Raw genomic sequence first — 14903 nt, 5'->3', positions numbered from 1 at the left:
GGGGGTGTCTTCCTCCTCGACCGGGCGGTGACCGGTCAGCCCGTCGAACCGGCGCCGACGCTGTTCTTCAGTTCGAGCACGAGCTGCGGGCTGAGCGCGGCACCCGCCCGGTTGGCGAACAGAGTCATCTCGTAGGCGATGTTGCCCAGCTTGGCCTCCTTGTCGGCGACCACGCCCAGCACGGCGCCGCTGCCGATCGCGGAGACCAGGACGTGACCGCCCTCCAGGTCGATGATGACCTTGTTGAGCGCGCCCAGGCCGTAGTTGCCCGAGGCCCCGGCGGCCAGGCTGGTGAGGCCGGAGACGATCGCCGCGAGCCGCTCGGAGTGCGCACGCTCCCGCAGCTGGGCCACCGCGATCAACAGTCCGTCGGAGGACACCGCGATGGCGTCCACGACGCCGGCTGTCTCGGTCGCGAAACGGTTCAGCAGCCAGGTGAAGTCGGCTGCGGCGGCCCGCAGTTCGTCCGGTGTGGTGCCTCCCGTCGGAGTACCACCTGTCGACGTGCTCACTGCTCCGCTCCTTCCGGGAGGTGCCTGGGGTCTTGCGAGTCGCTGTCGTGCGTGCCGCGGGACTCACCCGCGCTGCTGTCGTCGCCGTCGTACGGCGGTCGTGCGCCTTCTGCCGTGTCCTCGTCGCGCCGGGCGTCGCGCCGGGCGCGTTCCACGGCCGCCTCGAACTCCTCCAGGGCGTCGCGGACGGCCTCGGCGTCGGCGGGCGCGGCGGCCTGGGTGGTGGCCAGGCGGTCGGCCTCGGCGGCGGTGGTCCGCAGCGTCGCGCCACGGACGCGGCGGCGCAACGGCCGTGCACCGCCGGCGGGGGTTTCGGTGCGGGCCCGGGGGATGAGCGGGGAGCCGTCGTCGGCCGCGGGATCACGCCGGGGGACGCGGCGGGGGAGCGGGGTGGAGTCGTCGGCGGACGCGGCCGGTTCGGCGGCGGAGGGGCGCGGCCCGGACCCGGACGCCGGAGCGTCCGAGGCCGCCGTCTCGCCATCCGTGACGGAAACGGTGCCGGCGTCCGTGCCGTCCCCGTCGGCGCCGTACTCCGTCATCCCGCCGGAGGCCACAGCGCTCATCGTGAGCAGCAGCGTGGACGGGATGCCGATCTCGGCCGTCACACCGCCGCCGGGCGTACGGGAGAGGGTCACGCCGATCTCCCAGCGGCGGGCCAGGTTGCCGACCACGAACAGGCCCAGCACCTTGGTCGGCACCAGGTCGAGGCGTTCGCGGCGGACCAGGCGGCCGTTCTCCTCGGTCAGCCGCTCGGCGCTCATGCCGAGGCCGTGGTCGGCGATGGTGATCGTCGCTCCCGCGTCGCCGGTCCGGACGGTCACCTCGACGGGACTGCCGGCCGGCGAGAACGACACGGCGTTCTCCAGGAGTTCGGCCACCATCAGTGTGAGGTCGCCGATGATGTCCGGCTCGACCATGATCTCGGTACCCGCGTGCAGCTCGACCCGCTGGTAGCCCTCGATCTGGCCGAGCGCGGCCCGTACGACGTTGGTGAGCGCGGTAGGGCCGCCGTCCAGGACGGTCTCGCGGATGCCCGCGAGCAGCATCAGGCTGTCGGCGTTGCGGCGCAGCCGGACCGCGATGTGGTCGATGCGGTAGAGGCGTTCGAGCAGCGCGGGGTCGGTCTCGCCGCGCTCGACGGCGTCGATGAGGGCGAGCTGGCGGGTGGTGAGGTTGCTGACCCGGCGGCCGACGTTGCCGAACATCTCGGCGACGTTGCGGCGGCTGAGCACCTGCCGCTCCAGCAGCGCCGCCGCGGTGGTCTGCACCTGGTTGAAGGCGTCGGCGAGGTCGCCGATCTCGTCCCTGGCGGTGACGGGGATCTCGCGCAGCCGCGGCGGGGCGTCGTCCTCGGTGTCGTCGTCCGCCACACGAGCGAGTTCGCGGCCCGCCACGTCGGCGACCTGCCGGGCCGCACCGGTGAGCGCCTGCACCGGCCGGACCACGGAGCGGCGTACCGCCACCGAGAGGGCACCCCACAGCAGGAAGCCGAACAGGGCGAGGCCGAGCAGCCAGGCGGCGTTCCACCAGGCGTCCTGGGAGGCCTCCTCGGCACGGTCGGCGATCTGGTCGATCAGCGAGCCGGTGATCGCCAGCCGGGCGTCGGACTGCTGGCCGTAGGTGGGGTAGTTGGACAGGGCGAGCGTGAACTTCGCGCGGGTCACGCTCGGCGTCGCGGCCTGCAGCGCGCTCGGGTCGATCTGGAGCTCGGCGTACTGCCGCAGGATGATCGCCTGGGCGGGGTTGTGCTCGATGCCGCGCAGCTCGGCCGTCTGCTCCTCGGTGGCGAAGCGGCCGAAGCGCTCGGCCTGGTGCTGGTACAGCTCGTAGGCGCCGACGGCGCTGACGAACTCGATGAGCGCGTTGGAGTCGCCGGTCGTGGCCGAGAAGACGCTCGTCTCGAAGGAGCTGTGGGCGGCGTCGGCGCGCAGCAGGGAGTCCAGCAGATTGCCGGTGAAGGTGGCCGCGAGGGCGGGGTTGTGGTCCAGGCCGAGGCCGTCGATCAGGCCCTTGGCGGCGTTGTGGTAGGCCGGGTCGATGTTGTCGGCGGGCAGATAGCCCTGCTCGATGGTGCTGCGCAGGCTGCCGAGGCCGTCGACCTCCCGCAGCGCCTGCCACTCGGTCTGCGGCAGCCGGTCGCCGAACGTGCCGCGCACCTTCTCGACCTGGGCGTCGGTCTCGCGTTGCGCGGCGCGGTAGTCGGTCAGCGAGGGCTTGGCACCGCTGCCGCCGGCCTCGTACCGCACGGACAGCAGGATGGCCTGCCGGTGCTCGGTCTCCACCCGGTCGACGAGTTCGGCGACCTGCGCGCTGTCCCGGACCAGGGTGGCGGCCTGCGCCGCGCTGCGGGCCAGCGTCACCTGGCTGGAGATGACATAGGTGAGCAGCACCGCGACTCCGGCCAGCGGCACACCGACCAGGATGTTGAGCTTCTGGCGGAACGGCAGGCGGTCGGCGAAGCCGCGCAGTCCGCCCCGGGACGGCGGCGGTGCCGGCAGTGGGGGTTCCCCCTGTCCCGGCGAGGCCGAGAGCCCGGGGGAGGGCGCGCCCACCTCGTTCGTGGACACCGAGCCTCCTTCGTGGGGTGTCGCACCGCGCGGAGAAGCTACGCGCGTGTCCGTTCGCGTGTCGATTCCGATCGGCTTTCGCCCGGTGTGCGACGACACCGGTGCGGTTTGTGTCACCGCTGTGACCGGAGGGGAACTCCGGTGAGACTATCGCCTCTTGGGAGGGCGGATCGCGACACTCCAAGTCAAGAATCCGTTACAACCTGCTCCTCGGAGACCGGAACTCGTCCGCATCTCCTTCACAATCCGCCTCGCAAGCGGTCACTCATTGAAGCCAATTGGTGACCTGAATTCTCTTGACCGGGTGAGAACCGGCTGGATTGGATCAGTAGGTGCTGTGTGCGTGCCACGTCCGCGGCGGGCTCCTGGTGCCCGCATGTCACGTCACCGCCATGCCCCACGCCACATCCCCCATCCCCGGAACGGGAATCGTGACTTCAACCGTGAAGAGCACCTGGTCCAGTACGAGACACCGCGGCGCGGCCGCCGTCGCCCTCGCCGTCGCGGCGGCGCTGGTCGCCGGTTGTGGATCGTCCTCCGACGACACGTCCGACCCGCTCTCCGAGGGCACGTCCGACGGCAAGACCGTCGTCGTCGGCTCCAACAACTTCGCCGAGAGCATCCTCCTCGCCGACATCTACGGCGAGGCCCTGAAGGCCAAGGGCATAGAGGTCGAGTACAAGCCCAACATCGGCAGCCGCGAGACCACCTACGGGCTGCTGAAGAACGGCTCCATCACCGTTCTGCCCGAGTACAACGGCTCGTTGCTGGCGTACCTCGACCCCGACGCCGAGCAGAAGTCGGCCGAGACGGTCAACGCCGACGCCAAGGCCAAGCTGGACAGCAAGCTGACGCTGCTGGACTCGGCGCCGGCCGAGGACAAGGACTCGGTGTCCATCAACGCCGAGACGGCCGAGAAGTACAAGCTCAGCGCCCAGTCCACGCTCGCCGACCTCAAGGACGTCGCGCCGGATCTGGTCATCGGCGGCTCGCCGGAGTTCCAGACCCGGCACCAGGGGCTGATCGGGCTGGAGAAGGAGTACGGCCTGAAGTTCAAGTCCTTCAAGGCCCTCGACGCCGGTGGCCCGCTGACCCAGGCGGCGCTGACGAAGAACACCGTGCAGGCCGCGGACATCTTCACCACCGACCCGACCATCATCAAGGAGAAGTTCGTCGTCCTGCAGGACCCGAAGAACCTCTTCGGTTTCGCGAACGTGACCCCGCTGGTGCACAAGAGCGGCCTCTCGCAGGAGGGCATCGACGCCCTCAACGCGGTCTCCGCCAAGCTCGACACCAAGACGCTGCTCGACCTGGACTCCCAGGTCCAGCTGGAGAACAAGGACCCGCTGGACGTGGCCAAGGACTGGCTGAAGTCGGTCGGCCTGAGCTGAGCCGTCCCGCCGCACCCGGCGGACTCGCTGTTCCCGACGTGCCCCGCACCGCCCTGGAGCGTGCGGGGCACGCCTGTTTTTCCTGCCGTTGCGCCATTGCGCCAATGCGCAACAAGGCAGGCGCGATGTGAACCGAAAGTGGACGCTCGTGGTCAACCCTCGGACAGAGAGGGTGCGTTTCCAGCCGGACAAAGGGTTTCCCCTGTATCCGCACAGCCGTTCCGTTGCCTATCGTTCCAGCACTGCTGACCCATAGGTAACCCCCGACGGGTCGGCGTCGCGCCAGGCCGGCCTCCGCACGCCGCTTTTCGGTTTCACCCCCCTCCGCTTCGACGACGAGGCGCACAGACCGCCGCTCCGCGCTGTCCGGAGCACGGCCACGAAAGGCAAGCTCTTGCGAACCTCCCCTGCCGTCAGACGCAAGCTGATATCCGTCGCCGCCGTCTCCGCGGCGCTGCTCACCGCCGCCACCGCCCAGGTCGCGGTGGCCCAGGACACCGCCCCCGGCGCGGCCGCCGTCCCCACCGCCCAGACCGAGGCCGCCCCGGGCGCCCCCGCCGAACGCCTCATCGTCGGCTACAAGGCAGGCGCCGCCGAGGCCAGGTCCGACAAGGCCGCCGAGGCCGACGCCGAGGCCAAGGGCGAGGAGGCCGGCGAGAGCCTCGACTTCCGGCGCCGCCTCGGCACCGGCGCCGCCCTTGTCGACCTGGGCGACCGCCTCACCAGGTCGGACGTCGCCGACGTCGTCGCCGAGTACCAGGCGGACCCGCAGGTCGCCTACGTCGTGCCGGACCGCCTCAACACCCCGCAGGCCGACCCGAACGACACCGACTACGCCAAGCAGTGGGACCTCTTCGAGGCCACCGCCGGCATGAACGTCCCGGGCGCCTGGCCGACCTCCACCGGCAGCGGTGTGACGGTCGCCGTCATCGACACCGGCTACGTGGCGCACTCCGACCTCGCCGCGAACATCGTCGGCGGTTACGACTTCATCGCCGACACCGCGGTCTCGGTGGACGGCGACGGCCGTGACAGCAACCCGGCCGACCCGGGCGACTGGTACCTCGCCAACGAATGCGGCTCCGGCATCCCGGCCGGCAACTCCTCCTGGCACGGCACCCACGTGGCCGGCACCATCGCCGCGGCCACCCACAACGGCAAGGGTATGGCGGGCATCGCCTACGGCGCCAAGATCTCCCCGGTGCGGGTGCTCGGCAAGTGCGGCGGCTACGACAGCGACATCATCGACGCCATCACCTGGGCGTCCGGCGGCACCGTCTCCGGCGTGCCCGCCAACTCCAACGTCGCCAAGGTCATCAACATGAGCCTCGGCGGCGACGGGGCCTGCACCTCCGCCACCCAGAACGCCGTCAACGCCGCCGTGAGCCGGGGCACGACGGTCGTCGTGGCCGCCGGAAACGCCAACGACAACGTGGCGAACCACTCGCCGGGCAACTGCAACAACGTCATCTCGGTGGCCGCCACCAACCGCTCGGGCGCCAAGGCGTCCTACTCCAACTACGGCTCCCTGGTGGACATCTCGGCGCCGGGCGGCCAGACCAGCACCGGCACCGCGAACGGCATCTACTCCACGCTGAACTCCGGCACCCGGACGCCGTCCTCCGAGTCGTACGCCTACTACCAGGGCACCAGCATGGCCACCCCGCACATCGCCGGCCTCGCCGCGCTGATGAAGGCGGCCAAGCCGGCGCTGACCCCGGCCCAGATCGAGTCGGCGATCAAGTCCAACGCCCGTGCGCTGCCCGGTGCCTGCTCCGGCGGCTGCGGCGCGGGCCTCGCGGACGCCGCGAAGACGGTCCAGGCCGTGGCGGGCGGCACTCCCACCGGTACGACGTTCTCCAGCAGCAGCACCGCCGTCGCCGTCCCGGACGCCGGATCGGCCGTCGAGTCCCCGATCACCGTCAGTGGCCGCACCGGCAACGCGCCCTCGGCCCTCCAGGTCGCGGTGGACATCACCCACACCTACCGTGGTGACCTGGTCATCGACCTGGTGGCCCCGGACGGGTCGACGTACCGCCTGAAGGCCGCCAGCAGCTCGGACTCCGCGGACGACGTCCGCACCACCTACACGGTCAACGCCTCCACGGAGCCGGCCAACGGCACCTGGAAGCTCCGGGTCCAGGACACGGTCGCCCAGGACACGGGCCGCCTGAACAACTGGAGCCTGACCTTCTGAGGCGGCTACGGACAACGAGCGCAGGCCGGTCGGGGCGCAAGCCCTGGCCGGCCTGCGGCCGTGCGCATGGTCTCCACGCCGTCTCCAGGCCCTGATTCCGGTGCCGTCACGAGGCGACGCGGGTGTCCAGCGACGCCAGTACCCGGGCCCCCCGGTCGGCGCGGCTGTCCACGCCCAGCAGCAGGCCGGGTACCGCGATGCTCGGCAGCATGTGGGACCACAGCACCGACAGCCGGCGCCCGAGGTCGTCCCGTCCTGTCAGGGCCCGGGACATCAGCTGTATGCCGGTGAAGGAGCCGATCAGCAGTTCCACCGTGTCCCGGGGGTCCACCGTCGGCAGCAGCTCCCCCTGCGCCTGCGCCTGCTCCAGCAGCGGCGTCAGGTGGTCCGCCCACTGCCGGAACGGCCCGGTGTGATCCACCCCCGGCGGCGCGCACTGGTCCACCGCCAGCCGCACGCTCCCGCGGAGCAGGGCGTTGCTCAGCAGCCGCTGGCCGACGACGAACGTGATGTCGACGACCTCCTGCAGCTTGCACGCCCGGGGCGGAATCGCACCGAAGGGCACCTGCTCGTCGAGGACCGCCTGGGCGAGGGACTCCTTGGAGGGGAAGTGGAAGTACAGCGCCCCTTTGGTGACTTCTGCTCGTTCCAGCACCATGGCGATGGTGGTGGAGGTGTAACCGTGTTCGTCGAAGACCGCACCGGCGGCTTCCAGGATCGCCCTGCGTGTCCTGATGGCGCGTTCCTGTTTCGCCATGAGTGACCCTCTCCGGCGCCCAGTTGGCCGGTTCATACCGCTGGCGCCACGATCGTGCCGGAACTGCCCTGATCATAGGGTGTAACGGAGTGATCGCATTGAAAACAAACCGGTCACCTCGTATTCTGACGCCCACCCGCGGCGGACGCCCCACCGTCCGCAGAACCCTTCGGGGGACCGTAGGGAGAAACATGCCACAAGCGCGGCAACTTGCCGAAGCCCCGATCCTGACGGCGACTGTGCCCCGGCAGTTCGTGCATCGCGCGGCCGTCGCCGAAACCTTTCTCACCGGCTGGAAACAGACCGGAACCGACCGCTTCGCCGTCTCGGCCCAGTGGCCCCGGGCCCACGGGTTACACGTGTCGCACGATCGTTCCGCGTACGAGCCCCTGCTCGTCGTGGAAACCGTCCGCCAGAGCGGAACCCTCCTCGCGCACACCGAGTACGACGTCCCGCTGGGCCACCACTTCGTGCTCCAGGAGTTCGAGGTCGACACCTTTCCCGCGCACCTGGCCGTCGGTCCGGTACCCGCCGAACCGTCCGTCGACGTCCACTTCGTCGAGGTGCGTCGCCGGGCAGGGCGCCCGGCCGGCGCCCGCTACACCGCCGAAGTCCTGCTGGACGGCGCCCGCGTGGCGACCGCCCGGGTCGCCTTCACCTGCGTCGCCGCGTCGGTCTACGACAGGCTCCGCGGCGGCCGCACCCCGGCCACCGTGGCCGTCCCGGCCCCACCGCCCGGTCTGCCGGCCCAGGCGGTGGGTCGCGCACTGCCCGCGGATGTCGTCCTGGCGCCGTCCGAGCGCGAAGACCGCTGGCGCCTCAGAATTGATACCGCGCATCCCGTTTTCTTCGACCATCCGCTCGACCACGTCCCCGGCATGCTCCTGCTGGAGTCCGCCCGCCAGGCGGTCTGGGCCGTGACACCCGGAGGCGGGACGCCCGCGTCCTTCCGTTCGGTCTTCCATCGCTACGCCGAACTGGACGAACCTGTATGGATCGAGGTGTTGGACCGCGGCGGCACGGACAACCGAATCGTCGCCACGCAGGGAGAGTTGACGGTCTTCGAGTGCTGGGTCGGCCTGGCCGAGGAGTGAGATATCGTGTGCGGGGGGTAAGAAACAAACGGCATAACCCGTTTTGATTCCCAGGAGAGTTCAGCCGATGGCGAGGCAGTTACGAGCCGAGCAGACCCGCGCCACGATCATCAGGGCCGCCGCCGACCTGTTCGACCGTCACGGCTACGAGTCGACCAGCCTCAGCGACATCGTCGAGCACGCCCAAGTCACCAAGGGCGCCCTGTACTTCCACTTCGCCGCCAAGGAGGACCTGGCGCACGCCATCATGGAGATCCAGTCGCACCACTCGCGACGGCTGTCCCGTGAGGTGGACGACCGGGAGTGCTCGTCGCTCGAAGGCCTGATCCGCATCACCTTCGGTCTCGTGCGGCTCACCGTGGAGGGACCCGTCGCCCGCGCCGGACTCCGGCTCGCCACCGGCGGGGTCGGGGTGCGGCCGCCCCTGCCGCACCCCTTCGCCGAGTGGTTCGACATCGTCTCCAGAAAGCTCGTCGGAGCCGTCAAGGAGTGCGACATCCACCCGGACGTCGACGTCGACGCCGTCGCCCACTCCCTCCTCAGCTTCTTCATCGGGATACGCGTCACCGGCCGCACCCTGGAACCCGTCCTGCGGCTGCCCCGACGGCTCACGGAGATGTGGTACGTCCTGATCCGCGGCCTGGTGCCCGTGACCAGACGCCCGCGCTACCTCGGACTCGCCACGCAGCTGGAACGGGAGATGAGAGCCGTCTGAGCGGCGCGGGGTACGGTGAGCCGCATGCCCGACACCGCGCCCGCGCCCGTGATCCGCGGCAACGAAACCGGTTCCTTCCCGCACCGCGTGCTGGCCGAACGCCACCCCGCGATCATCCGGCAGGTGCGCGAGGCCCTGCCGTACGGCCCCGATCGCCGGCGCGCGCTCGACGCCCTGCTCACCAGTTGCACCGAGGGCGTGATCGAACCGCTTCCGGCCGACGCGCCCGACCGGGACCGATGGGCCGCGTGGGGACTCGGCACCTACGCCGGGCAGTCCTGGTTCGACGTGCCGTGGCTGTGGTCGGAGAGCTACTTCTATCGCGCGCTCCTCGAAGCCGTCGGCTACTTCGGCCCGGGACCCGACCTGGGCATCGACCCCTTCCGCCCCGTCAAGCTCGCCGAGCTCGACGCACCCGCGACCGACGAGGAACTCGCCGCGCTCGACGACCTGGAGTCCCGCCCCGCGGCGGAGCGCGCCCAGGCCCTGCTGCACGGTTCGCTCTGGGGCAACCGCGCCGACCTCGGCTTCCGGCTGTCCGCCGGCGGCGAGACCCCGCAGGCCGCCCCCGGTCTGGTCGCCGACGACAGCGAGACCCTGTGGTCCCTGCTGCCGCACTCCGGCACCGGCACCCTCTGCCTGATCGCCGACAACGCCGGCCGTGAACTCGTCCCCGATCTGCTCCTCATCGCCCACCTCCTCGCCGAGGGCCGCGTCGAGCGGGCCGTGCTCCACGTCAAGCCCCACCCGTACTACGTCTCCGACGCCACCCCGGCCGACGTACTGGACGCGCTGCACCGGCTGACCTCCGCGCCGGGCGTGGCCCGTGCGTACGGGCGGCGGCTGTGGTCGGCGGCGACCGACGGCCGGCTGACCGTGCGGACCCACCCCTTCTCCTGCGGGCCGCTGCCGTACGCCGAGATGCCCGGCGACCTGCGCGCCGAGTTCGCCGAGGCGACGGTGACCGTCGTCAAGGGCGACCTCAACTACCGTCGCCTCGTCGGCGACCGCCGCCTGCCCCCGACCACTGCTTTCGCCGACGTCACCGACTACTTCCCCGGCCCGGTCGCCGCCCTGCGCACCCTGAAGTCCGACGTGATCTGCGGTCTCGACGCCGGCACCGAGGCCGCGCTGGTCGCGGCGGAGGAGCAGCGCTGGCGGACCGCCGGCACGCATGCGCTGATCCAGGTCAACGCGGCTCCGGGTGGAGGTCGAGGCGCAGGTGCTTGATGCCGTTGATGAAGTTCGACACCAGGCGTTCGGGGGGTTCGGACGTCCGCAGCGTCGGGGGCAGTGCCCGTAGCGCCTCCTGGTACAGCACCCGCAGTTGCAGCCGGGCGAAGTGAGCGCCCAGGCAGACGTGCGGGCCGTCCCCGAAGGAGACGTGCGGATTGGGCGTGCGCAGCAGGTCCAGCCGGTCCGGCTGGGCGAAGACCCGCTCGTCGTGGTTGGCGGCCGCGTGGAAGACGACCACCTTGTCCCCGGCCCGGACCGTCCGCCCGGCCAGCACCGTGTCCCGCACGGCGGTCCTGCGGAAGCTGAGCACGGGCGGGTGTCGGCGGAGCAACTCCTCCACGGCCGGGGCGAGATCTGCCGTTCCCGCACGCAACCGCTCGTACGCGTACGGGTGCTCGGCCAGCGTCAGCAGCCCGCCGGGTGCCGCGCTGCGTACGGTGTCGTTCCCGGCGACGGTGAGCAGGAAGAAGAACATCTCCGACTCGGCGTCGGCGAGCCCGGTCTCGTGGGCGAGCGTGGTCAGGACGTCGTCGGCCGGGTGGCGGCGCTTGTGTGCGGCGAGGTGCTGCGCATACGTGAACATGTCGCGCAGCGCCGCCGGGGACCGTGGATCGAGCGGTCTGCCCGTCGCGTCCAGGGCCGGAGGGCCGGCCTCGTCGGGGTCCTGGTAGCCGATCACCCGCTGGGTCCAGTGCAGCAGCAGCTTGCGGTCGCTCTCCGGGACGCCGAGCAGGCCCGCGAGGTTGAGCAGGGCGTAGTCGTCGGTGACGGCGGTGACGACGTCGACCGTGCCGTCGCCGGACCGGGCCTCGGCCACGGCATCCGCGAACAGCGCCCGCGCGCGCTCCCGCGCGACCGCGGCGAAGCGCTCGATGCGCCCGGGGGTGAACGCGCGACTCACCAGCCGCCGCAGCCGGTGGTGCTCCGGTGGGTCCTGATTGAGCATCATGCGGCGGATGAACGGCAGATCGTCCGGGTCCGGGTCACGGATCTGGGTCGCGCCGAGAGACGACGAGAAGGCCGCCGAGTCCTTGAGGACGCGGACGACGTCGGCGTGCCGGGTCACCGCCCAGAACCCGGGCCCGGCGGGCCAGCCCAGCACCTCGGGCTCGTCCTGCCAGGCCACGGGGTGGTGGTCCCGCAGGACGCGGTAGGCGTCGTAGGGCACCCCGGCGGCGTACCGGCGCGGGTCGAAGACGTCGGGGACGGGCGGGACCGCGTGCGTCGTCACGCCTGGTCGCCGCCGTCCGCCTCGCTGTCCCGGCCCAGGAAGTCCTCGACCACGCGGACGAGTTCGAGCGGGGTCTCGTCCATCGCGTAGTGGCCGGCGCACGGCAGTTCATGAAGCTCGGCCCGTGCGTACCAGGTGAGCCAGGTGTCGCGGAGCAGGTCGGCCGACAGGGCGGGGTCGAGCGCTCCGGCGACGGCGAGCGCGGGCACCGTGCTGCCCTCGACCTGCTCGTGGAAGTCCTCGCGGGCCCAGGAGTCCAGCCAGGCACGGAACGCCTTCGGGTCGCTGCGGGCGAGGGAGCGGGCGACCATGCGGTCCAGCCAGGCGGCGGGGCGCCGCCCGCCCGTGGTGATGTCGATGATGGCCCGCCGGTTCTCCGGCCGGTGGGCGGCGTCCGCGAACAGCTCCCACTGCTCCGGTGGCAGGGCGAGCCCCGAGGCGGGCACCGGGGAGACCCCCACCACCGCGCGCAGCCGGTGCGGGGCGACGTTGAGCAGCCGCTGGGCGATCGCGCCGCCCATGGAGTGCCCGACGACGGAGAAACGCCCCCAGCCGAGCCGGTCGGCCAGCGCCACCAGGTCCAGCGCCGCCTCCCCGGTCGTGTACGCGCCGTGCGCGTCCCTGGCCTGGCCGTAGCCGCGCAGATCGACGAGCGCGTACTGGAACGTCGTACGGTCCAGATCCGGCAGGACGGGGGCGAACGCGGACCGGTCGGCGAACCAGCCGTGCACCGCGAACACCTTGTGGGCGCCGTCGCCCTGCAGCTCATGGGGGAGCACGAAGGAGGTCATGCGAACACCGTGGCCGGTGGTCGGGGGCTCGGCAAGAGCGCGTGATGCGTGCACAAGGAGTCGAACGTCCCGAAGTCCGGTGAGAGCTCGCGGATTCGGCCTCGATTCACGCGATGGTGTGATCAGATCCCCGCTCGCGGATGCCCCCGACGGGCCGCGGGTAGGGCCCGGCCATGACGCAGCAGCCGTTCGAACTCCCGCACTTCTACATGCCGTATCCCGCGCGGCTGAACCCGCATGTCGACGAGGCCCGTGCCCATTCGACCGTGTGGGCGCGCGAGATGGGCATGCTGGAGGGGTCCGGGATCTGGGAGCAGGCCGACCTCGAAGCGCACGACTACGGCCTGCTCTGCGCCTGTACGCACCCCGACTGCGACGCCGAAGCGCTCGCGCTCATCACCGACTGGTACGTGTGGGTCTTCTTCTTCGACGACCACTTCCTGGAGACGTTCAAGCGAAGCCAGGACCGCGCCGGCGGCAAGGCCTATCTGGACCGGCTGCCGCTGTTCATGCCCCTGGACCTGTCGACGCCCGTGCCGGAGCCGGAGAATCCGGTCGAGGCGGGCCTCGCCGACCTGTGGGCGCGCACGGTGCCCTCGATGTCCATGGACTGGCGGCGCAGGTTCTCCGTCGCCACCGAGCATCTGCTGAACGAGTCCCTGTGGGAGCTGTCCAACATCAACGAGGGGCGGATCGCCAACCCTGTCGAGTACATCGAGATGCGCCGCAAGGTGGGCGGCGCCCCCTGGTCAGCCGGTCTCGTCGAGTACGCGACCGCCGAGGTGCCCGCGTCCGTGGCCGGTTCCCGGCCGCTCAGGGTGCTGATGGAGACGTTCTCCGACGGCGTCCATCTGCGCAACGACCTGTTCTCCTACCAGCGGGAGGTGGAGGACGAGGGTGAACTTAGCAACGGGGTGCTCGTCCTGGAGACCTTCTTCGGCTGCACGACGCAGGAGGCCGCGGAGGCCGTGAACGACATCCTGACCTCCCGGCTGCACCAGTTCGAGCACACCGCGTTCACCGAAGTCCCCGCGCTGGCCCTGGAGAGGGGCCTCACCCCGGACGCGCTGGCCGCGATCGCCGCCTACACCAAGGGCCTCCAGGACTGGCAGTCCGGCGGCCACGAGTGGCACATGCGCTCCAGCCGCTACATGAACGAGAACGCGACGGCCGGCAGCCCGTGGAGCATCGGCGCCACCGGGATCGGCACCTCGGGCACCGACATCCGCTCGCTGCTCGCCTCGGCGGGCGCCGAGCGGATGCGCGCGTACACGCACGTGCCGTTCCAGAAGGTCGGGCCGTCCCGGATCCCCGACATCCACATGCCGTTCCAGTTGCGCCTCAACCCCGACCTGGACGGCGCCCGCGCCCGCCTGCTGCCCTGGGTCCAGGGCGTCGGCATGCTCAGCGAGGGCGTCTGGGACGAGGACAAACTCGCCGCGAACGACCTGCCGTTGTGCTCCGCCGGCCTCGACCCGGACGGCACGCCGGAGGCTCTCGACCTCAGCGCGTGCTGGCTGGCCTGGGGCACCTACGGCGACGACTACTACCCGCTCGTCTTCGGGCACCGCCGCGACCTCGCCGCCGCCAGGCTGTCCACGGAACGTCTCTCGGCGTGCATGCCCATCGACGGCCCGGTACCGATCGTCCCGGCGAACGCCATGGAACTCGGCCTCGTCGACCTGTGGCGGCGCACCACGGCGCACATGGACGAGGAAGCCCGGCGCCGGCTGAAGGCCGCGATCGACGTGATGACGGAGAGCTGGGTGTGGGAGGTGGCGAACCAGGTCCAGAACCGCATCCCCGACCCCGTCGACTACCTGGAGATGCGCCGCGCCACCTTCGGCTCGGACCTGACCATCAGCCTCTGCCGGATGGGCCACGGCCCCCGCATCCCGCCGGAGGTCTACCGCAGCGGACCCGTCCGCTCGCTGGAGAACGCCGCCATCGACTACGCGTGCCTCCTCAACGACGTCTTCTCCTACCAGAAGGAGATCGAGTACGAGGGGGAGATCCACAACGCGGTCCTGGTGGTGCAGAACTTCTTCGGCACCGACTACCCCACCGCCCTCACCGTCGTCAACGACCTGATGACGCAGCGCATGCAGCAGTTCGAGCATGTGGCGGCGACCGAACTGCCCGTCGTGTACGACGACTTCGAGCTGTCGGCGGAGGACCGCGACAGCATGGGCCGGTACGTGGCCGCGCTGCAGAACTGGATGGCGGGGATCCTGAACTGGCACCGTCACGTCGCCCGCTACAAGGCGGACTGGCTGGAGGGTCGGGCCCATGGCTTCCTGCCCGACCGCGCCCCGTCCCTGCCCCTGACGGTCAGCTGATCCCGCGCGGTCCGTCCAGCTGTGCGGCCGTCTCCTCGGCGAGGGAACGGCCGCGCTCCGGCACGCCTGCGTG

The 14903-nt window shown here is 71.0% G+C and carries 11 protein-coding genes; 6 read left to right on the top strand and 5 right to left on the bottom strand.

Annotated elements, in window-relative coordinates; all coding sequences use genetic code 11:
• Positions 1 to 35 precede the first annotated feature (35 nt).
• Positions 36 to 512, bottom strand: coding sequence for a roadblock/LC7 domain-containing protein (locus tag ACFV6X_RS01360; protein ID WP_385375878.1), 477 nt, complete (start codon positions 510 to 512; stop codon positions 36 to 38).
• Positions 509 to 3079 (bottom strand): ATP-binding protein, encoded by a 2571-nt coding sequence (locus tag ACFV6X_RS01355; protein WP_385375875.1) that lies wholly within the window; start codon positions 3077 to 3079, stop codon positions 509 to 511. The genes ACFV6X_RS01360 and ACFV6X_RS01355 overlap by 4 nt, the downstream gene beginning before the upstream one ends.
• 431 nt (positions 3080 to 3510) lie before the next feature.
• Between ACFV6X_RS01355 and ACFV6X_RS01350 the strand changes: the two genes are divergently transcribed.
• Positions 3511 to 4470, top strand: coding sequence for an ABC transporter substrate-binding protein (locus ACFV6X_RS01350; protein WP_385375872.1), 960 nt, complete (start codon positions 3511 to 3513; stop codon positions 4468 to 4470).
• Positions 4471 to 4864: 394 nt separating this feature from the next.
• Entirely contained in the window at positions 4865 to 6667 is a 1803-nt protein-coding gene (locus tag ACFV6X_RS01345; protein ID WP_385375869.1) for a S8 family serine peptidase, read from the top strand.
• A 106-nt stretch (positions 6668 to 6773) separates the two neighbouring features.
• Here the strand turns inward: ACFV6X_RS01345 and ACFV6X_RS01340 are convergent, their stop codons facing one another.
• Positions 6774 to 7424, bottom strand: a complete 651-nt coding sequence (locus ACFV6X_RS01340) for a ScbR family autoregulator-binding transcription factor (protein WP_365446404.1) — start codon at positions 7422 to 7424, stop codon at positions 6774 to 6776.
• Between the two features lie 191 nt (positions 7425 to 7615).
• Here ACFV6X_RS01340 and ACFV6X_RS01335 point away from each other — a divergent pair, with 191 nt between their 5' ends.
• The 3 genes from ACFV6X_RS01335 (at position 7616) to ACFV6X_RS01325 (ending at position 10463) form a co-directional block, all read left to right on the top strand.
• A complete protein-coding gene (locus ACFV6X_RS01335) occupies positions 7616 to 8518 on the top strand; it encodes a ScbA/BarX family gamma-butyrolactone biosynthesis protein (RefSeq protein WP_385375866.1) in 903 nt (300 codons plus the stop codon).
• Between the two features lie 67 nt (positions 8519 to 8585).
• A complete protein-coding gene (locus tag ACFV6X_RS01330) occupies positions 8586 to 9233 on the top strand; it encodes a ScbR family autoregulator-binding transcription factor (RefSeq protein WP_385375863.1) in 648 nt (215 codons plus the stop codon).
• 24 nt (positions 9234 to 9257) lie between these two features.
• Complete coding sequence (locus ACFV6X_RS01325) at positions 9258 to 10463, top strand: damage-control phosphatase ARMT1 family protein (RefSeq protein ID WP_385375861.1); 1206 nt, start codon at positions 9258 to 9260, stop codon at positions 10461 to 10463.
• Here the strand turns inward: ACFV6X_RS01325 and ACFV6X_RS01320 are convergent.
• Positions 10423 to 11700 (bottom strand): cytochrome P450, encoded by a 1278-nt coding sequence (locus ACFV6X_RS01320; RefSeq protein WP_385375858.1) that lies wholly within the window; start codon positions 11698 to 11700, stop codon positions 10423 to 10425. The two genes, ACFV6X_RS01325 and ACFV6X_RS01320, sit on opposite strands and share 41 nt — an antisense overlap.
• Positions 11697 to 12491 carry an alpha/beta fold hydrolase gene (locus tag ACFV6X_RS01315; protein WP_385375855.1) on the bottom strand — a complete coding sequence of 265 codons (795 nt, stop codon included), beginning with the start codon at positions 12489 to 12491 and terminating at the stop codon, positions 11697 to 11699. Before ACFV6X_RS01315 ends, ACFV6X_RS01320 begins: the two co-directional genes overlap by 4 nt.
• A gap of 173 nt (positions 12492 to 12664) precedes the next feature.
• Here ACFV6X_RS01315 and cyc2 point away from each other — a divergent pair, with 173 nt between their 5' ends.
• Positions 12665 to 14830 carry a germacradienol/geosmin synthase Cyc2 gene (gene cyc2 / locus ACFV6X_RS01310; RefSeq protein ID WP_385375852.1) on the top strand — a complete coding sequence of 722 codons (2166 nt, stop codon included), beginning with the start codon at positions 12665 to 12667 and terminating at the stop codon, positions 14828 to 14830.
• Positions 14831 to 14903: the final 73 nt, after the last annotated feature.

This window comes from Streptomyces sp. NPDC059861 (assembly GCF_042731435.1).
Lineage (GTDB): Bacteria > Actinomycetota > Actinomycetes > Streptomycetales > Streptomycetaceae > Streptomyces.
This window is presented reverse-complemented; position numbering and strand designations above follow the sequence as displayed.

Bases quoted from the DNA above. Each gene is read 5' to 3' on its own strand.
- ACFV6X_RS01340 (WP_365446404.1), bottom strand. From the start codon at position 7,424: ATGGCGAAACAGGAACGCGCCATCAGGACACGCAGGGCGATCCTGGAA.
- ACFV6X_RS01335 (WP_385375866.1), top strand. From the start codon at position 7,616: ATGCCACAAGCGCGGCAACTTGCCGAAGCCCCGATCCTGACGGCGACT.
- ACFV6X_RS01330 (WP_385375863.1), top strand. From the start codon at position 8,586: ATGGCGAGGCAGTTACGAGCCGAGCAGACCCGCGCCACGATCATCAGG.
- ACFV6X_RS01325 (WP_385375861.1), top strand. From the start codon at position 9,258: ATGCCCGACACCGCGCCCGCGCCCGTGATCCGCGGCAACGAAACCGGT.
- ACFV6X_RS01315 (WP_385375855.1), bottom strand. From the start codon at position 12,491: ATGACCTCCTTCGTGCTCCCCCATGAGCTGCAGGGCGACGGCGCCCAC.
- cyc2 (WP_385375852.1), top strand. From the start codon at position 12,665: ATGACGCAGCAGCCGTTCGAACTCCCGCACTTCTACATGCCGTATCCC.